Source organism: Actinomadura atramentaria DSM 43919 (assembly GCF_000381885.1).
In the GTDB taxonomy this organism is placed as follows: domain Bacteria; phylum Actinomycetota; class Actinomycetes; order Streptosporangiales; family Streptosporangiaceae; genus Spirillospora; species Spirillospora atramentaria.
This window is the reverse complement of the sequence record NZ_KB907219.1, coordinates 168,667-187,572: the sequence shown is the minus strand read 5'-3', so window position 1 is coordinate 187,572 and position 18,906 is coordinate 168,667. Positions and strand designations below refer to the sequence as shown.

At 71.9% G+C, this 18,906-nt stretch carries 15 protein-coding genes; 5 read left to right on the top strand and 10 right to left on the bottom strand.

The window, feature by feature from the left end; genetic code table 11:
• Positions 1 to 5: 5 nt before the first annotated feature.
• The 7 genes from prcB to G339_RS0125265 form a co-directional block, all read right to left on the bottom strand.
• Entirely contained in the window at positions 6 to 854 is an 849-nt protein-coding gene (gene prcB / locus G339_RS0125300; protein WP_019633860.1) for a proteasome subunit beta, read from the bottom strand.
• A gap of 193 nt (positions 855 to 1,047) precedes the next feature.
• A complete protein-coding gene (locus tag G339_RS35270) occupies positions 1,048 to 2,208 on the bottom strand; it encodes an endonuclease VII domain-containing protein (protein ID WP_240489893.1) in 1,161 nt (386 codons plus the stop codon).
• An 89-nt stretch (positions 2,209 to 2,297) separates the two neighbouring features.
• A complete protein-coding gene (locus G339_RS0125285) occupies positions 2,298 to 2,507 on the bottom strand; it encodes a ubiquitin-like protein Pup (protein ID WP_019633858.1) in 210 nt (69 codons plus the stop codon).
• Between the two features lie 226 nt (positions 2,508 to 2,733).
• On the bottom strand, positions 2,734 to 4,254 hold the full coding sequence (gene dop, locus G339_RS0125280) for a depupylase/deamidase Dop (RefSeq protein WP_026341763.1): 1,521 nt from the start codon (positions 4,252 to 4,254) through the stop codon (positions 2,734 to 2,736).
• A gap of 174 nt (positions 4,255 to 4,428) precedes the next feature.
• Positions 4,429 to 6,192 (bottom strand): proteasome ATPase, encoded by a 1,764-nt coding sequence (gene arc, locus G339_RS0125275; RefSeq protein WP_026341762.1) that lies wholly within the window; start codon positions 6,190 to 6,192, stop codon positions 4,429 to 4,431.
• Between the two features lie 361 nt (positions 6,193 to 6,553).
• Entirely contained in the window at positions 6,554 to 7,498 is a 945-nt protein-coding gene (locus G339_RS0125270; protein WP_019633855.1) for a tRNA (adenine-N1)-methyltransferase, read from the bottom strand.
• 54 nt (positions 7,499 to 7,552) lie between these two features.
• The gene (locus G339_RS0125265) at positions 7,553 to 8,764 is read right to left on the bottom strand and encodes a site-2 protease family protein (protein WP_019633854.1); all 1,212 of its coding nucleotides are present in this window, start codon (positions 8,762 to 8,764) and stop codon (positions 7,553 to 7,555) included.
• A 98-nt stretch (positions 8,765 to 8,862) separates the two neighbouring features.
• Between G339_RS0125265 and G339_RS0125260 the strand changes: the two genes are divergently transcribed.
• The 5 genes from G339_RS0125260 to G339_RS0125240 all read left to right on the top strand — a co-directional run bounded on the left by G339_RS0125260 (position 8,863) and on the right by G339_RS0125240 (position 15,356).
• Positions 8,863 to 9,756: a RecB family exonuclease gene (locus G339_RS0125260; RefSeq protein ID WP_019633853.1), complete on the top strand. Its 894-nt coding sequence runs from the start codon at positions 8,863 to 8,865 to the stop codon at positions 9,754 to 9,756.
• Positions 9,757 to 9,852: 96 nt separating this feature from the next.
• A complete protein-coding gene (locus G339_RS40920) occupies positions 9,853 to 11,064 on the top strand; it encodes a sensor histidine kinase (protein WP_019633852.1) in 1,212 nt (403 codons plus the stop codon).
• A gap of 121 nt (positions 11,065 to 11,185) precedes the next feature.
• Positions 11,186 to 11,866 carry a response regulator gene (locus G339_RS0125250; RefSeq protein WP_033324278.1) on the top strand — a complete coding sequence of 227 codons (681 nt, stop codon included), beginning with the start codon at positions 11,186 to 11,188 and terminating at the stop codon, positions 11,864 to 11,866.
• A gap of 209 nt (positions 11,867 to 12,075) precedes the next feature.
• Positions 12,076 to 12,870, top strand: a complete 795-nt coding sequence (locus G339_RS0125245) for an ABC transporter ATP-binding protein (RefSeq protein WP_019633850.1) — start codon at positions 12,076 to 12,078, stop codon at positions 12,868 to 12,870.
• Complete coding sequence (locus G339_RS0125240) at positions 12,870 to 15,356, top strand: ABC transporter permease (RefSeq protein ID WP_019633849.1); 2,487 nt, start codon at positions 12,870 to 12,872, stop codon at positions 15,354 to 15,356. Before G339_RS0125245 ends, G339_RS0125240 begins: the two co-directional genes overlap by 1 nt.
• Positions 15,357 to 15,519: 163 nt before the next feature.
• On the opposite strand, the gene G339_RS35265 is transcribed toward G339_RS0125240, so the two are convergent.
• From G339_RS35265 to G339_RS0125225, 3 genes are read right to left on the bottom strand one after another with little or no spacing between them, the layout of a single operon-like run.
• Entirely contained in the window at positions 15,520 to 16,719 is a 1,200-nt protein-coding gene (locus G339_RS35265; RefSeq protein ID WP_019633848.1) for an ABC transporter ATP-binding protein, read from the bottom strand.
• 20 nt (positions 16,720 to 16,739) lie between these two features.
• A complete protein-coding gene (locus G339_RS0125230; RefSeq protein ID WP_019633847.1) occupies positions 16,740 to 17,825 on the bottom strand; it encodes an ABC transporter ATP-binding protein in 1,086 nt (361 codons plus the stop codon).
• Positions 17,825 to 18,835, bottom strand: coding sequence for an ABC transporter permease (locus tag G339_RS0125225; protein ID WP_026341761.1), 1,011 nt, complete (start codon positions 18,833 to 18,835; stop codon positions 17,825 to 17,827). The genes G339_RS0125230 and G339_RS0125225 overlap by 1 nt, the downstream gene beginning before the upstream one ends.
• Positions 18,836 to 18,906: the final 71 nt, after the last annotated feature.

Below are 18,906 nucleotides of genomic sequence, written 5' to 3'. Positions count from 1 at the left end.
CCCTTCTATCGCAGCGGGGCGGTCGGCCCGCCCGGCGCGTCGTAACGTCCCTCGACGACGGCCCGCGCCACCGCGCCGACCTCGTCCTCACCCAGCCGGCGATAACCCTCGGCCGTCACCACCGCCACCACGGGATAGATCCCCCGCGCCAGATCGGGCCCGCCCGTCGCCGAATCGTCGTCCGCCGCGTCGTACAGCGCGTGAACACACGCCAGCGCCGCGTCGTCCGCCGACAGATCACGCCGGAACAGCTTCTTCAACGAACCCCGCGCGAAGACCGACCCCGACCCGATCGCGTGGAAATCACGCTCCTCGTACCGGCCGCCCGCCGGATCATAGGAGAAGATCCGGCCCTCGGCCCGCGCCTCGTCGTACCCCGCGAACAACGGCACCACCGCCAGACCCTGCATCGCCATCGCCAGGTTCCCGCGCACCATCGTCGCCAGCCGGTTCGCCTTGCCCTCCACCGACAGGGTCCGGCCCTCGCGCTTCTCGTAGTGCTCCAACTCGACCTGGAACAACCGGACCAGCTCCATGCCCAGCCCCGCCGTCCCCGCCACCGCGATCGCCGAGAACTCGTCCGCGCGGAACACCTTCTCCACGTCGCGCTGCGCGATCACGTTCCCCGCGGTCGCCCGCCGGTCGCCCGCCATCACCACCCCGCCCGGGAACGTGACGGCCACGATCGTCGTCCCGTGCGGGATCTCGTCCCCGGCCGACGCGCCCTCCGGCAACGACCGTGAGCCCGGCAGCAGATCCGGCGAATAACCGCCCAGGAAATCCGTGAACGAGGACGTGCCCGGGTTCGCGAACAGCCCGGCCGACCGTCCGGTGTGCGCATCGTGAGACGCCACGCGACTCCTTCCCTCTCCACCACGACGCCGGGGCCCTTCCGGACACACCGGCGCGGACCTTATGACCCTACTGTTCCATCACGCCCCACCGCATGCCGCCCGCGCACGTCCGCGATCAGCCGAGCGCGAACCCCGCTCACACCATGACAACGCCACTGCGCCCCGGACCCCGGTTCCCGGAGCGCCTCCCCGCTCAGCCGACACCCGCCGGAACGGCGATCCACGACTCCCGCACACCCTGCCGGTCGCGCTCCGCGCGGCGACGCTCCGCGTCCGCCCGCCGGTACGGCCCCCAACCGCCCGGCGGCACCGACGCCGGATCGACGTCCGGCACCGTGAACGACAACCGCGTCCCCCCGTCCTCGGCCGGAACCTCTCGGACGAGCGACCCGCACAGGTACTCCGCGGCCCGCCGCAGCACCGCCGGATCGTCCCGGAACTGCCCCATCCCCGTGTTGCAGCCACCGCACAGCAGACCCCGGACGGTGCCGGTGCGATGGCAGTGGTCGACGTTCTCCGCCGGACGCTCGGAGCACACCGCGCAGAAACCACGCTGGATCGCGGCGAGCGCGTCGACGTCGGCGGCGCCGAGACCGTAGCGTCGCCGCAGGCGGTAATGCCGTCGAGCCTCGCGACCCAGCGGTCTCCCGCCGCCGTCGAATCCGGGCCGCCCCGAACCGACGCCCTGCTCCGCGCGCCAACCGCGCAGCACCGCGCCGCTGATCCGGTCGGTGCCCAGTTCGAGTTGAAGCGCCCGGACGTACCAGGTGCGCTTCTCCAGGTAATCGGCCGCCTCAATCATTCGATGCACGTCGTCGTCGAACTGGCCCAGCGCACCGTTGCAGGAGAAACAGAGAATTCCTCGAACGAGGCCGGTTTCGTGGTCGTGGTCGACATGGACGGCGGATCCGTCCAGGCAGATCAGGCATACGCGGCCCTGCCGCGCGCGCATGTCGTCCGCCTGCGCCGCCGTGATGCCGTAGCGGAGTTTCAGTAGGTAATTGCGCTGGCCGCCGTGGAGGCGCTGCTTGTTGTCGCTCATCACCCGGTTATGGCACGGGCGGCAGTAGGCGGCCAGACCCGAGGGCTGAGAGCGATTGCCGCCGAACTCGGAAACGGGCTTCGTCTCCTGACACCGGGGGCAGTATTTCATGCCGTCAGGCACGTCCGAGTGGCGACGGTAGGGGCGCGTCTTCTTCCCGAGCGCCGCCTGCTTGCCGCGATATGATGTCGAATTCCGGAGGCCGAAGCATTTTTTGCAGTAAAGCGACAGGCCGTCCGGTGACGCTTTTCGCTTCCAGAATTCGGTGGCCGCTTTGGTTTCGCCGCAGTCGCGGCATGTCTTCACGTGCATCGCAACCCCCCACCCGCCCTCCGGGACACCACCCGGCATGGTAGTCGGACTGTCTCAATTCTTCGAATCAGACATGTCCGATATTTATACTATTGGCCGCCCTTTTGCACATATCCGCGGATGAATTCCTCCGCATTTTCCTCAAGGACTTCGTCAATTTCGTCGAGGATCGCGTCGACGTCGTCGGTGAGCTTCTCCTGCCGCTCCTGGACGTCCTCGCCGGTCGTGGCCTGCGTCTCCTCGGTCTCCTCGGAGCGACGCGTGGTCTGCTTCTGACCGCCGGTGTCCTTCGTGGCCATGTGGTACCTCCGCTCTGCCGGTCCTCCCAGCCTATCCCCGATCATGGACGGCCAGCGGATACCGCGATCCGTTTCACCGCCCGGGCCGGGCCGGGAGTCCTGGCAGGGTTATGGCCCCGCCGCGAACCGATGAAACGGGCGAACCGGTCACGAATGGGGACCGGTGAAACGACGGCGCCGCCGCGCCCGCGACATGCGGCTGCGGCGGCGTCCGGGGCGCGGCGGGTCAGCCGTTGCGGCCGGTGAGGGTCGCGACGAGGTCGGCGGCGGTGCGGCACTGGTCGAGCAGCGCGCCGACGTGGTCCTTGGTGCCGCGCAGCGGTTCGAGGGTGGGCACGCGCTGGAGGGACTCGCGGTCGGGGACGTCGAAGATGACCGAGTCCCAGGACGCGGCGGCGACGTTCTCGGCGTACTGGCGCAGGCAGCGGCCGCGGAAGTAGGCGCGGGTGTCCTCGGGCGGGTCGTCGACGGCGGCGCGGACCCGGTCCTCGGTGACGACGCGGTCGATGCGGCCGCGGTCGACGAGCCGGTTGTAGAGGCCCTTGTCGGGGCGGACGTCGGTGTACTGGAGGTCGACGAGCTGGAGCCGGGGGTGGGACCAGTCGAGGCCGTCGCGGGTGCGGTAGCCCTCGAGGAGTTCGAGCTTGGCGACCCAGTCGAGTTCGCGGGAGAGCTGCATGGGGTCGTCGCCGAGGCGGGCGAGGACGGACTCCCAGCGGTCGAGGACGTCCTTGGTCATGTCGTCGACGTCGGCGCCGTAGCGGTCCTCGACGTACTTGCGGGACTGTTCGAGGTATTCGAGCTGGAGCTGGACGGCGGTCATGCGGCGGCCGTCGCGCAGGGTGAGCAGGTGCTTGCAGCCCGGGTCGTGGGACACGGCGCGCAGGGACGCGACGGGCGCGTCGACGCTGAGGTCGGCGGTGAGGAAGGAGTCCTCGATCATCGCCAGGACGATGGCGGTGGTGCCGAGCTTGAGGTAGGTGGAGACCTCGCTCATGTTGGCGTCGCCGATGATGACGTGGAGGCGCCGGTACTTGTCGGGGTCGGCGTGGGGTTCGTCGCGGGTGTTGATGATGGGGCGCTTGAGGGTGGTCTCCAGGCCGACCTCGACCTCGAAGAAGTCGGCGCGCTGGCTGATCTGGAAGCCGGAGCCGCGGCCGTCGACGCCGATGCCGACGCGTCCGGCGCCGGTGACGACCTGGCGGGAGACGAAGAACGGCGTGAGGTGGCGGACGATGTCGGCGAACGGCGTCTGGCGCCGCATGAGGTAGTTCTCGTGGCAGCCGTAGGAGGCGCCCTTGTTGTCGGTGTTGTTCTTGTAGAGCTGGATGGGGTTGGCGCCGGGGACGAGGGCGGCGCGGGCGGCGGCGTCGGCCATCACGCGTTCGCCGGCCTTGTCCCAGACGACGGCGTCGAGGGGGTTGGTGCATTCGGGCGCGGAGTACTCGGGGTGGGCGTGGTCGACGTAGAGCCGGGCGCCGTTGGTGAGGATGACGTTCGCGAGGCCGAGGTCCTCGTCGGTGAGCTGGGTGGGGTCGGCGACCTCGCGGGCGAGGTCGAAGCCGCGGGCGTCGCGGAGCGGGTTCTCCTCCTCGAAGTCCCACCGGGCCCGCCTGGCCCGGGCGGCGGAGGCCGCGAGGTAGGCGTTGACGACCTGCGAGGAGGTGACCATCGCGTTGGCCCCTGGCTGACCGGGCACGGAGACGCCGTACTCGGTTTCGATGCCCATGACGCGCCGAACACTCATATGGTCGAGCCTATAGGCAGGGCGGGGGCCAGGCCACGGGACGCCCGTCCGGGGCGCCGGCGTGGCGGGCGGCGCCGTCGTGACCTGCGCGGGGACGCCGCGGGGCCGGACGTGCGACGGCGCGGCGGTCCGCCGGTGGGCGGTCCGCCGCGCCGTGCGCGGTGCCGGGTCCGGTCAGAGGTACTGGCCGGTGTTGGCGACGGTGTCGATGGAGCGGCCGGCCTCGGCGCCCTTGGTGCCGGAGACGAGCGTGCGGATGTAGACGATCCGTTCGCCCTTCTTGCCGGAGATGCGGGCCCAGTCGTCGGGGTTGGTGGTGTTGGGCAGGTCCTCGTTCTCGCTGAACTCGTCGACGCAGGCGGCGAGGAGGTGCTGGACGCGCAGTCCCTTCTGGCCGGTGTCGAGGAACTGCTTGATGGCCATCTTCTTGGCGCGGTCGACGATGTTCTGGATCATGGCGCCGGAGTTGAAGTCCTTGAAGAAGAGGACTTCCTTGTCGCCGTTGGCGTAGGTGACCTCGAGGAAGCGGTTCTCCTCGCTCTCGGTGTACATCCGCTCGACGACGCGCTGGATCATGGCGTCGATCGCGGCGGGCGCGTTGTCGCCGTGTTCGGCGAGGTCCTCGGGGTGGAGCGGGAGTCCGGCGACGAGGTACTTGGAGAAGATGTCCTTGGCGGCCTCGGCGTCGGGGCGTTCGATCTTGATCTTGACGTCGAGGCGGCCGGGGCGCAGGATCGCCGGGTCGATCATGTCCTCGCGGTTGGAGGCGCCGATGACGATGACGTTCTCCAGGCCCTCGACGCCGTCGATCTCGCTGAGGAGCTGGGGGACGATGGTGTTCTCGACGTCGGAGGAGACTCCGGAGCCGCGGGTGCGGAAGATGGAGTCCATCTCGTCGAAGAAGACGATGACGGGGGTTCCGGCGGAGGCCTTCTCTCGGGCGCGCTGGAACACGAGCCGGATGTGGCGCTCGGTCTCGCCGACGTACTTGTTGAGGAGTTCGGGGCCCTTGATGTTGAGGAAGAAGCTCTTGCCCTCCTGGCCGGTCTGCTCGGCGACCTTCTTGGCGAGGGAGTTGGCGACGGCCTTGGCGATGAGGGTCTTGCCGCAGCCCGGGGGGCCGTAGAGCAGGACGCCCTTGGGGGGCCGGAGCTGGTGCTCGCGGAAGAGGTCGGCGTGCAGGTAGGGCAGTTCGACGGCGTCGCGGATCAGTTCGATCTGGGAGCCGAGCCCGCCGATCTCCTCGTAGGAGATGTCGGGCACCTCCTCGAGGACGAGTTCCTCGACCTCGGCCTTGTGGATCTTCTCGTAGGCGTAGCCGGACCGGGAGTCGAGCATCAGCGAGTCGCCGGCGCGGAGGGGGACCCCGCGCAGCGGCTCGGCGAGCTTGATGATGCGCTCCTCGTCGGCGTGGGCGATCACGAGCGCGCGCTCGCCGTCGTCGAGGAGTTCCTTGAGCATGACCACTTCGCCCTGCTGTTCGAAGGCGAGGGCCTCGACGACGTTGAGGGCCTCGTTGAGCATGACCTCCTGGCCGCGCTTGAGTTCCTCGACGTCGACGGACGGGCTGACGTTCACGCGGAGCTTGCGCCCGCCGGTGAAGATGTCGACCGTTCCATCGCTCCTGGCTTCGAGGAAGACCCCGTAGCCGGACGGAGGCTGCGCGAGCCGGTCGACTTCCTCCTTGAGCGCGACGATCTGCTCGCGCGCTTCCTTCAGGGTCGATACGAGACGTTCGTTCTGACCCGTGGCGGCGGCCAGGTTGGCCTGTGCCTCATGGAGACGTTCCTCTAGAACCCGTACTTGGCGCGGGGATTCCGCGAGCTTGCGGCGCAGTACGGAGATCTCCTCCTCCAGGAAGGACACCTGCGTCCGGAGGTCCTTGACCTCCTTGTCGTTCTGCGCGCTGCGCGCCCCAGCATCATCACGAGCGGCCACGCCCCGTCACCTCCTCACGAAGAGAGCCGACGACCTATTGAGACCCTACCTATCTGGAGCGGTTCCGTAACCTGCCCTTTCGGTTGTCGTGTCGCGGGGGACCGGTGGGGCGCGGGGTGCGGGGGGCGGCGGTGGGGCGCGGGGTTTGCGGTGCGGGCCTGGTGGGGCGGTGTTTCCTGCGCGGCGTGGTGGCACGGCACGGGAGGATTTACCGATTCCAGACACGGTCTCCGGCGGCCGCGCGAAGCGGGGAAGATCGCTCCGGCGTCGGGCGCGGCGCGGCGCGCCCGGCCGCCGTGCGGCGACGGCCGGGCGCGGCGTGGACGCGTAGTGTGATCTAGACCATGCCGGGGCGGCGCGGTCAGCCCTCGTCCGGCTCGGCGGTCTCGACGGTCTCGACGGCGGGGTGGGCGCCCTTGGCGGGCCGGCGGCGGCGCTGCGGCGGGGTGACGCCGTCGGCGAGGCGGCGGGCGGTGACGAGGAAGCCGGTGTGGCCGATCATGCGGTGGTCGGGGCGGACGGCGAGGCCCTCGACGTGCCAGGAGCGCAGCAGCGTCTCGAAGGCGTAGGGCTCGGCGAACGCGCCGTGGGCGCGCAGGTCCTCGACGACGCGGGACATCTGGGTGGTGGTGGCGACGTAGGCGCAGACCATGCCGCCGGGGACGAGGGCCTTGGCGACGGCGTCGACGCACTCCCAGGGGGCGAGCATGTCGAGGACGACGCGGTCGACCTCGGTCTCGGCGAGGGCGTCCTCCAGGGACCCGACGGTGAGCCGCCAGGACGGGTGGGGACCGCCGAAGAACTTCTCGACGTTGGCGCGGGCGATGTCGGCGAAGTCGGGGCGGCGCTCGTAGGAGGACACCGTGCCGTGCTCGCCGACGGCGCGCAGCAGGAAGCAGCTCAGCGCGCCCGAGCCCGCGCCCGCCTCGATGACGCGCGCGCCGGGGAAGATGTCGGCCTGCGCGACGATCTGGGCGGCGTCCTTGGGGTAGACGACGGCGGCGCCGCGCGGCATGCGGACGGCGTAGTCGGTGAGCAGGGGCCGGAAGGCGAGGTACTCGACAGCGCCGGTGGAGCGGAAGACGCTGCCTTCGGGGCTGCCGATGATGTCGTCGTGGGGGATGGAGCCCTTGTGGGAGTGGTAGAGCTTGCCGGGCTGCAGCGTGATGGTGTTGATGCGGCCCTTGGGGTCGGTGAGCTGAACCTGGTCGCCGGGGCGGAAGGGGCCGTGCGGGACGCGTCCGGTCGTGCCCGGGGCCGGCGGGGTGACCGGCGCGGGGGCGGTCGTCGGGGAAGGTTCGCTCATGACGGACAAGGCTAGCGGGCGCGGGGCGGTGTTCCGGTTGGGCGCGGCGGGGGGTCAGCGGCCGGCGAAGGCGCGGTCGACGTCGGCGGTGGCGAGGACGCCGTAGACGGCGCCGCCGGGTTCGAGGAGGAGGTATTCGGAGGCGGGGGCGCGGCGGATGGCGTCGATGAGGGCTTCGCCGGCGAGGTCGGCGTCGAGGGTGAGGCCGGGTTCGAGGCCGCGGGAGACGTCGCCGGTGGAGATCCAGGGGCGGCGGTGCTCGGGGGTGGCGGTGACGGCCTTCTCGCTGACGAGGCCGCGGGGGCGGCCGTCGTGGTCGGTGACGACGAGGGCGCCGGCGTGTTCGGTCTGGGCGCGGCGGACGGCTTCGGCGAGGGGGAGGTCGGCGGGGACGAGGGCGGCGCGGCGGGCGAGGCGGCGGGCGCTGAGGCCGGGGATGCGGTCGCGGAGCCGCTCGGCGCGGATGGCCTGGCTGGCGCCGACCCAGATGAAGGAGGCGACGAGCGCGGACCACAGGAGGGAGAGCCAGCCGACGCCGCCGCCGTCGTCGGCGGTGCGGGTGCTGAGGTAGGCGCCGGCGACGAGGCAGAGGACGGCGACGCCGCGGCCGACCCATCCGGCGGCGAGGGCGCCGTTGCGGCTGCGGCCGGTGATCTTCCAGACGGCGGCGCGGACGAGGCGGCCGCCGTCCAGGGGCAGGCCGGGCAGGAGGTTGAAGACGCCGACGAGGAGGTTGGCGAAGGTGAGGGCGTCGACGAGGAGGCGGGCGACGGGCGGGAGGGGCAGGTAGGCGGAGGCGAGGCCGCCGAGTCCGGCGAGGACGAGGTTGGTGAGGGGTCCGGCGAAGGCGATGAGGAACTCGCCGCCGGGGCCGCGGGCCTCGCGGCCGATGGAGGTCTCGCCGCCGAGGATGTGGAGGGTGACGGAGCGGACGGGGAGGCGGAGGGCGCGGGCGGTGACGGCGTGGCTGAGTTCGTGGACGAACACCGAGCCGTAGAGGAGGAGGGCGTAGGCGAAGGCGACGGCGTAGCTGCCGGGGCGGGCGACGACGTCGTGGACCTGGCTCTCGAAGAGCAGGGTGACGATGACGGCGACGACGAACCAGCTCGGGGAGACGAAGACGGGGACGCCGAGGACGCGGCCGACGTGGATGCCGTTGCCGCGGGGGCGGCCGGGGGCGCCGCCGTCGTCGCCGTCGTCCTCGGCGCGGCCCGGTCCGGGTTCGCGGTCGGGTTCGCGGTGGTTCGGTGGCGCGCTGTGGGTCACGGTTCCGATGCTACGGCCCCGCGCGGGACGCGGCGGCCGGGGACGGGGACGGTGCGGGGCCGCGGTTTCGTCGCAGGGGTCGCCTACGCTGCTGTGCCATGACGACGACGCGGATCACGGAGGCGGGCGGGGGCGCGGCGGGGTCGTTGTCGCCGTCGCGGGCGGGCGATTTCATGACGTGCCCGCTGCTGTACCGGTTCCGGGTGATCGACCGGCTGCCGGAGCGGCCGAGTCCGGCGGCGGCGCGGGGGACGCTGGTCCACGCGGTGCTGGAGCGGCTGTACGACCTTCCGGCGGGCGAGCGGACGGTGGCGGCGGCGCTGGGGCTGCTCGGCCCGGAGTGGGAGCGGCTGCTGTCGGAGGAGCCGGAGCTGTCGGGGCTGTTCGCCGAGGGCGGGGACGGCGAGGCGGACCGGGAGCGGTGGCTCGAGCAGGCGAAGGGCCAGGTGGAGCGGTACTTCACGCTGGAGGACCCGCGTCGGCTGGAGCCCGCCGAGCGGGAGCTGTACGTGGAGACGGTGCTGGAGTCGGGCCTGCGGTTGCGGGGGTTCATCGACCGGGTGGACGTGGCGCCGACGGGCGAGGTGCGGATCGTCGACTACAAGACGGGGTCGGCGCCGCGCGCGGAGTTCGAGGCGCGGGCGCTGTTCCAGATGAAGTTCTACGCGCTGGTGCTGTGGCGGCTGCGGGGGCGGGTGCCGCGGTTGCTGCAGTTGATGTACCTGGGGAACGGGGAGGTGCTGCGGTACGCGCCGGACGAGGCGGATCTGCGGGCGACGGAGCGGAAGGTGGAGGCGCTGTGGGCGGCGATCCGGCGGGCGACGGAGACGGGCGAGTGGCGGCCGCGCGCGAGCCGGTTGTGCGACTGGTGCGACCATCGGGAGCGGTGTCCGGAGTTCGGGGGGACGCCGCCGCCGCTGCCGGCGGTGCCGCTGCCGCGGGAGTCCCCGGCGGACCGGGAGTCGGCGGCGCGGGAGCGGGCTGATCCGTGAGTGCCGGGCGGGGTGCGCGGGGTCATCCTTGCGGAGGACGGGGGATCGGCGCTCAGGAGGGGTTCGGGCGGGTCGCGAGCTTCTAGGGTGAGAAGCGTGTCACCCCGCATTCGTGGTCTGCGCGCCGGCCGGGCGTGGTTCCGGGCGCGTCCGACGGCCGCCGACGCCGCGCTGGCCCTGCTGCTGCTCGCGGTGGGGCTGCCGCAGGCGTTGCTGGACGACGTGCCGGCGGACGGCGGGTGGGCGGGGCCGGACGCGCGGCAGGTGGTGCTGCTGGTGGCGGCGGTGGGGGTGCTGGCGCTGCGGCGGCGGTTCCCGCTGCTGGTGCTGGCGGCGGTGGTGGCGGCGCTGGTGGCGTTGACGGTGTGGCGGTATCCGCCGGCGGTCCCGGACGTGGCGGCGCTGCTGGTGGCGGTGTACGGGGCGGGGGCGTACCGGCCGCTGGCGCAGGGGGTGCTGGGCGGGGTGCTGGCGGTGGCGGCGCTGGCGGTGGTGCTGGTGCTGGCGCCGGAGAGCCCGGGGGTGATGGCGTCCCTGACGTACGTGCTGCTGGTGGTGGGCGTGTGGGTGCTGGGCCGGAACCTGCGGATGCGGCGGGTGTACTTCGCGGAGCTGGAGGACCGTGCGGCGCGGCTGGAGCGGGCGCGGGGCACGGACGCGCGGGCGGCGCGGATCGAGGAGCGGTCGCGGATCGCGCGGGAGCTGCACGACGTGGTGGCGCACCATGTGAGCGTGATGACGGTGCAGGCGGGGGCGGCGCGGCGGGTGATCGACCGGAATCCGGCGGGGGCGCGGGAGGCGATGTCGACGATCGAGGAGGTCGGTCGGACGGCGTTGAGCGAGATGCGGCGGATCGTGGGGGTGCTGCGGACGGACCGGGACGAGGGCGACGGCGGGGAGCTGGCGCCGCAGCCGGGTCTGGGCGATGTGGGCGAGCTGCTGGAGCACGTCCGGGAGACGGGCCTGCAGGTGCAGTTGTGGATCGAGGGCGAGGCGCGGACGCCGTCGCCGGGCGTGGACGTGGCGGCGTTCCGGCTGGTGCAGGAGGCGTTGACGAACACGTTGAAGCACGCGGGTCCGGCGGCGCGGGCGTGGGTGCGGTTGAACTACGGGGAGCGCGATCTGACGGTGGAGATCGAGGACGACGGGCACGGGACGGCGACGATCAGCGCGCAGGACGAGGACCGGCCGGGCCACGGGCTGGTGGGGATGTACGAGCGGGTGGCGCTGTTCGGGGGCGAGCTGCGGATCGGGCCGCGGGTGGGCGGCGGGTTCGGGGTGCGGGCGCGGTTCCCGTTGGAGCCGTGAGGGGCGCGGCGGCGCGGGCGGGCCGCGCGGCGGGGGCGGATAGGTTGGGCGGTGCGGCGGTCGCGCCGGGCTGGACGGGTCGAAGTGAGGGCGGGTCGATGACGATGGACGGGGCTGCCGGGTGAACGCGGTACGGGTGCTGCTGGTGGACGACCAGCCGCTGCTGCGGACGGGGTTCAAGCTGATCCTGGAGGCGGAGCCGGATCTGGCGGTGGTCGGCGAGGCGGGCGACGGCGCGGCGGCGGTGGAGCTGACGCGGTCGCTGCTGCCGGACGTGGTGCTGATGGACATCCGGATGCCGGGGATGGACGGGATCGAGGCGACGCGGCGGATCGTGCGGGACGGCGCGGCGTCGCACGATCCGCGGGTGCTGATCCTGACGACGTTCGATCTGGACGAGTACGTGATCGAGGCGGTGCGGGCGGGGGCGAGCGGGTTCCTGTTGAAGGACTCGCCGCCGGAGGATCTGGTGGCGGCGATCCGGATCGTGGCGCACGGCGACGCGATCGTGGCGCCGTCGGTGACGCGGCGGCTGCTGGACAAGTTCGCGACGCGGCTGCCGGCGGTGCGGGACTCCGCTCCCCCGCCGGGGCTGGACACGCTGACGGAGCGGGAGCGCGAGGTGCTGACGCATGTGGCGCGGGGGCAGTCGAACGCGGAGATCGCGGCGGAGCTGGTCGTGAGCGAGACGACGGTGAAGACGCACGTGGGGAACGTGCTGGCGAAGCTGGGGCTGCGGGACCGGGTGCAGGCGGTGGTGTACGCGTACGAGACGGGGCTGAGCAGGCCGGGCCAGGGCTGACCCCGAGGCCGTCTCCGGGGCCTTCCCTGAGGCGGGGGAGGCGGGTCTACTCCCCGAGGACGACGGCGGCGGCGGGTCCTCATGCCGTGGGTGGACCCGATATTCCCTTCCTGCGGTGCATCCGCCGGGACGTCCCGGCTCCTACTGTTCTGTGGTGGACGACGAATCGTCGTATCGCATGGCTTTCCACCACGAACAGGGGACACACCGTGACGTACTCCGCCCCATCGACCGCCGACGCGCAGCCCGCGCCCGGGGCGGGTGACTTCGCCGCGTCGGCCGAGCACGTCTCCAAGGGCTACGGCCGCGACGACGCGCGGGTGGTCGCGCTCGACGACGTGACGGTCGGCATCCCGCGGGGCCGGTTCACCGCGGTGATGGGTCCGTCCGGGTCGGGCAAGTCGACGCTGATGCACTGCATGGCCGGGCTGGACGCGGTGGACTCCGGCGTCGTCCGGATCGGCGGCACGGAGCTGACGCGGTTGAAGGACAAGCAGCTCACGCGGCTGCGCCGCGACAAGATCGGGTTCATCTTCCAGGCGTTCAACCTGGTGCCGACGCTGACGGCGCTGGAGAACATCACGCTGCCGATGGGCATCGCGGGCCGCAAGCCGGACCAGGAGTGGCTGGACCGGGTCATCGACACGGTCGGGCTGCGGCCGCGGCTCAAGCACCGGCCGTCGGAGCTGTCGGGCGGCCAGCAGCAGCGGGTGGCGTGCGCGCGGGCGCTGGCGTCGCGCCCGGACATCATCTTCGCCGACGAGCCGACCGGGAACCTGGACTCGCGCTCGGGCGCGGAGGTGCTGGGCTTCCTGCGGTCGTCGGTGCGCGAGATGGGCCAGACGATCGTGATGGTGACCCACGACCCGTCCGCGGCGGCGTACGCCGACGACGTGCTGTTCCTGTCGGACGGCCGGATCGTCGACACGATGCGCGAGCCGACCGCCGAGCGCGTCCTTGAGCGCATGAAGGGCTTCGACCTGCCGGGGGGCACGGCCCGATGATGACCAAGGTCACGCTCCGCAACCTGGCCGCGCACAAGGTGCGGTTGCTGCTGACGGGCGTCGCGGTCCTGCTCGGGGTCGCGTTCGTGGCGGGGACGCTGATGTTCACCGACACGATGGGCAAGCAGTTCGACGACCTGTTCAGCAGCGTCGGCAAGAACGTCGCGGTGGACGTCCGCGCGAAGAAGATCGGCGGCTCCGACGACGACGGCATGAACGCGATGCCGATTCCGGCGTCCCTGGTGGACACGCTGAAGACCGTCGAGGGCGTCAAGGACCCCGAGGGCCAGGTCGGCGGGTACGCGGCGGTCGTGGGCCGCGACGGCAAGGTGGTCGGCGGCGGCGGTCCGCCGCAGATGGGCGTCAACTGGACGGGCGACGACGGCAGCTTCAAGCTGGCGAGCGGCCGCGCGCCGAGCGGCCCCGGCGAGGTGCTGATCGACACCGACACCGCGAAGAAGGCGCACTTCGCGATCGGCGACACGGTCAAGATCGTCCTGTCCGGGCCGCCGCGGACGGCGCGGATCACCGGGCTGATCGACACCGGCAACCTCATGGGCGCGACCGTCACCGGGTTCGACACGGCCACGGCGCAGCGGCTGCTGCTCAAGCCCGGCTACTTCTCCGAGATCCAGATGCAGTCCTCGGGGCCGAGCGAGGCGGTCCTGCGCGACCGGGTCGCGGCCAAGCTCCCGGACGGGCTGGAGGCGATCACCGGCACGAAGATGCGCGACGAGAACAAGAGCGACGTCGAGGCCGTGATGGGCTTCTTCCGCACGTTCCTGCTCGCGTTCGCGCTGATCGCGGTGTTCGTCGGCGCGTTCATCATCTTCAACACGTTCACGATGCTGGTGGCGCAGCGCACCCGCGAGCTGGCGCTGCTGCGCGCCATCGGCGCGGGGCGCGGGCAGGTCACCCGCGCGGTGATCGGCGAGGCCGTCGCGGTCGGCTTCGTCGGGTCCACGCTCGGCCTGGCGGCCGGGGCGGGGCTCGCGACGCTGCTGCAGGCGATGAACGGCGGCGGCAGCCTGGTGCTGTCGGCCCGCACGGTCATCGTGTCGTACCTGGTCGGCGTCATCGTGACGGTCGTGTCGGCGTACTTCCCGGCGCGGCGCGCCGCGAAGATCCCGCCGGTGGCGGCGATGCGCGACGACGTGGCGATGCCGCAGCGGTCGCTGCGCATCCGGCTGTCGCTGGGCGGCGTCCTGACCGTCCTCGGCGCGGTGCTGATCGGCCTCGGCCTGGGCGGCGCGGCGAGCGGGACGGCCAACGCGGTCCTGGTCGGCGCGGGCGCGTTCGCGGTGTTCATCGGCGTCACGATGCTCGCCCCGCTCATCAGCATCCCGGTCGTGAAGGTGCTGGGCTGGCCGTTCGCCAGGGTGATGCGGGTGCCGGGGCGGCTCGCGCAGCAGAACGCGCTGCGCAACCCGCGCCGCACGGCGGCGACGGCGGCGGCGCTGATGATCGGCCTCGCGCTGATCACGACGGTGAACGTGCTCGGCGCGTCGATCCGGGCGTCGGTGAACGCGCAGATCGACGAGCAGCTCGGCGCGGACTACATCGTCAGCTCGTCGGGCAACGGCGTCGACGCCGAGGCCGCGCAGCGCATCGCGCAGGTGCCGGGCGTCCGGTCGATCGCCCGCGCGTACAGCGGTGACGCGGTGATCGCGGGCAAGAAGGTCGGCTACTCCTCCGGCGACATGCCCGCCCTCGGCCGCGCGTCGAAGCTGGAGATGGTGTCGGGGTCGGAGGACCCCGGCAAGGACGGCGTCCTGCTGGACGAGGACACCGCCAAGGCGCGCGGCGTCGCGCTCGGCGGCACGCTCCCGGTGACGTTCGCCGACGGAAAGACCGTGCCGCTGCGCCTGGTCGGGATCTACAAGAAGAACGACCTGATGGGGTCGCGGTTCGTCGCGGCGGCCGAGCACCTGGCGCACACGCCGCAGCCGGTCATCGGGATGGTCGCGGTCGACACCGGCGGCGCGAAGGCGCCCCGGCAGGGCATCGAGAACGCCGTCAAGGCGAACCCGGCGCTGAAGGTGCAGGACCAGACCGACCTCAAGGACGAGGTCAGCAAGGGCATCGACGGCGTCGTCGCGATCATCTCGATCCTGCTGGCCCTGTCGGTGATCATCGCCGCGGTCGGCGTCATCAACACCATCGCGCTGTCGGTGATCGAGCGGACGCGGGAGATCGGGCTGCTGCGGGCGATCGGCATGGGCCGCCGCCAGCTCCGCCGGATGATCCGCGCCGAGTCGATCGTCATCGCGGTGTTCGGCGCGCTGCTCGGCATGGCGATCGGGCTGGCGTTCGGCGCGTCGCTGCAGCAGGCGATGTCCGACGACGGGCTGGGCGTGCTGTCGATCCCCTACGGGACGCTGGTGGTCTACCTGGTCGTCGCGGCGGTCATCGGCGTCCTGGCGGCGCTGTGGCCGGCGTGGCGGGCGGGCCGGATGGACGTCCTCAAGGCGATCTCCACCGACTGACCCCGCTCCCCTCCCCGGGCGGCCCGCGCACTCCCCGCGCGGGCCGCCCTTCCCGTTCCGCGACCGGCGGGACGCGCGCCGTGATACACAGAAAAGCGACGCCGGACGCGACGAGTGCGGAGATCGTCGCGTCCGGCGCCGCCATGCGCTCGCCGGGCCGGGGTCAGGAGTCCGCGGCGGTCTCCCCCGCGGCGTCCACCACCGTGCCATCCACCACCGTGCCGTCCACTCCCGCGCGCTCCACCAGGTCGGTGGCGCTGACGGTCGCGTTCTCCGGGAAGTGGCACGCGGCCTCGTGGCCCGGGCTCAGCTCCACCAGCGGCGGCTCGACCTGCTTGCAGATCTCCTGCGCCTTCCAGCAGCGCGTGTGGAACCGGCAGGCGGGCGGCGGGTCGAGCGGGCTCGGGACGTCGCCCTGCAGCCGGATGCGCTCGCGGCCCTTGCGCGCCGCCGGGTCCGGCACCGGGACGGCCGACAGCAGCGCCGTCGTGTACGGGTGCATCGGGCGCTCGTACAGGTCGTCGCGGTCGGCGATCTCGACGATCTTGCCGAGGTACATGACCGCGACGCGGTCGGCGATGTGCCGGACGACCGACAGGTCGTGCGCGATGACGACGTAGGTGAGGTCCAGCTCGTCCTGGAGATCCTCCAGCAGGTTGACGACCTGCGCCTGCACCGACACGTCCAGCGCCGACACCGGCTCGTCCGCGATGATCAGCTTGGGCTTGAGGGCCAGCGTCCGGGCGATGCCGATGCGCTGCCGCTGCCCGCCGGAGAACTCGTGCGGGTACCGGTTGTAGTGCTCGGGGCTGAGGCCGACGAGCTCCAGCAGCTCCTGCACGGCCTTCTTGACGCCGTTCTCGGTCCGGATGCTCTGCAGCCGGAACGGCGCGCCGACGATCGCGCCGACCGTCTGGCGCGGGTTCAGCGACGAGTACGGGTCCTGGAAGATCATCTGCAGGTCGCGGCGGAGGGGGCGCAGGCTGCGCTGCGACAGCCCGGTGATGTCCCGCCCGTCGAAGACGATCTTGCCGAAGGACGGGTCGAGCAGCCGCATGACCATCCGGCCCGTCGTGGACTTCCCGCAGCCCGACTCCCCCACCAGGCCCAGCGTCTCGCCCCGGCGCACCGAGAACGACACGCCGTCCACGGCGCGGACCGCGCCGACCTGGCGGCGCAGCAGCCCGGACGTCACCGGGAAGTGCTTGCCCAGGCCCTCGACGCGCAGCAGCGGCTCGTCCGACGGGTCCGGCCGGCGGCGCGGCTCGGCGCGCTCGGCGGGGGCGTCCGCCACGGTGTCGGCCGCGCTGGCCGCCGCGTCCGCGACCGTGTCCGCCTCGGGCGGGGTCTTCGAAGTGTTCACTGTCTTCCCACTCGTGCTCGTCACAGCGTCGGCCGGATCTCGGCGTCCCAGATCTCCCGCCGCTTCTCCAGCGGGAGGTGGCACGCGGCGGAGTGGCCGGGCTCCAGCTCGACCAGTTCGGGCCGCTCGGACTCGCTGCGGCCCTCGTTCAGCGCCGCGTAGGCGCAGCGCGGGTTGAACGCGCACCCCTGCGGCACGTTGATCAGGCTGGGGGGAGAGCCCTTGATCGGGTTGAGGCGCTCGGACCGCGCCCGGTCGAGCCGCGGCATCGAGCCGAGCAGGCCCCAGGTGTACGGGTGCAGCGGCCGGTGGAACGCGTCGTCCACCGAGGTGTACTCCACGCACCGGCCCGCGTACATGACCAGGACGTCGTCGGACAGCTCCGCGACGACCCCGAGGTCGTGGGTGATCATGATGATCGCGGAGTTGAACTCCTGCTGCAGGTCGCGGATCAGGTCGAGGATCTGCGCCTGGACGGTGACGTCCAGCGCCGTCGTCGGCTCGTCGGCGATGAGCAGCTCCGGGTCGCACGACAGCGCCATCGCGATCATCGCGCGCTGCCGCATGCCGCCGGAGAACTGGTGCGGGTAGTCGTCCACGCGCCGGTCCGGCTTGGGGATGCCGACCCGGCCCAGCATGTCGATGGCGTGCTTGCGCGCGACCTTCTTCGACACGTCGTTGTGGACCCGGTACGCCTCGATGATCTGGTGCCCCACCGTGTAGAAGGGGTGCATCGCCGACAGCGGGTCCTGGAAGATCATCGCCATCTCGCGGCCGCGGAGGCGGCGCACGTCGTCGGGCGACGCGCCGACCAGCTCCTTGCCGTCCAGCCAGATCTCCCCCGAGACCCGCGCGTTGCGGCGGTTGTGCAGGCCGAGGATGCCGAGGCTCGTCACGCTCTTGCCCGAGCCGGACTCGCCCACGATCCCGAGCGTCCTGCCGCGCTCCAGCGTGAACGACAGCCCGTCCACCGACTTCACCAGGCCGTCGTCGGTCGGGAAGTGGATCTTGAGGTCCCGGACCTCCAGGAACGCCGACGGCGGGCGCGCCGCCGCGTCCTCCCCCGCCGGGCCGTCCAGCAGTTCGGCCCGCTGCTCGTCCCCCATCAGCTGAACCTCACCCTCGGGTCGACGACGCCGTACAGAATGTCCACCACCAGGTTCGCCACGACGACGAACACGGCGGTCGTGAGGACGGTCCCGAGCACGACCGGCAGGTCGCTGCCGATCACCCCGTCCAGCGCGAGCGACCCCAGGCCCTTCAGCGAGAAGGTCTTCTCGGTGAGGACCGCGCCGCCGAACAGCAGGCCGAAGTCCAGACCGAAGATCGTCAGCAGGGGGGTCAGCGACGCCCGCAGCGCGTGCTTGGTGATGACCGTCCGCTCGGGCAGGCCCTTGGCCCGCGCCGTGCGTATGTAGTCCTCGCTCATCGTCTCCAGCATCCCGGCTCTGGTGAGCCGCGCGTACATCGCCGCGTACAGGAACGCGAGCGTCACCCAGGGCAGGATCAGCGCGCCCGCCCACGAGAACGGGTTGGAGAGGAACGAGGAGTAGTTGACCGGCGGCAGCAGCCCCCAGCCGTGGACGACGAACGCCAGGGACAGCAGGCCGGTGAAGTAGATCGGCAGCGAGACGCCGGCGAGCGCGACCATCATCGCGGCGCGGTCGAACAGCGACCCGCGCTTCAGCGCCGAGAGGACGCCGATGGACACGCCGACCAGCAGCCAGATGACGGCCGCCCCGATGACCAGCGAGAAGGTGATCGGGAGCCGGTCCAGCAGCATGTCGGTCACGTTCTGGTTGGTCCGGAACGAGTAGCCGAGGCACGGGGCCGCGCAGTGGATCTTGTCGGTCCCGGTGTCGTACGTGCCGCCGAGGACCAGATCGTGGAGGAAGTGCCCGTACTGCACGACGAGCGGGTCGTCGAAGCCGAACCGTTCCTTGATCGCGGTGATGGTCTCCGGAGTCGGGGACTTGCCCGCGAAGCGCGCGGCGAGCGTGTCGGAGCTGGTACCGGCCAGCCTCGGGAGCCCGAAGAAGATGAGGAAGGTCACCGCGCTGATGACCAGCAGCAGCGCCACCGCACCCACGAGCCGGCGAACAATGAAAGCGATCACAGTGCGCGGCCAGGGCGGCCGGTCCGGGACCGGGTGGTCCCGGACCGGCCGCCCACGGCCTTCACCTGCCT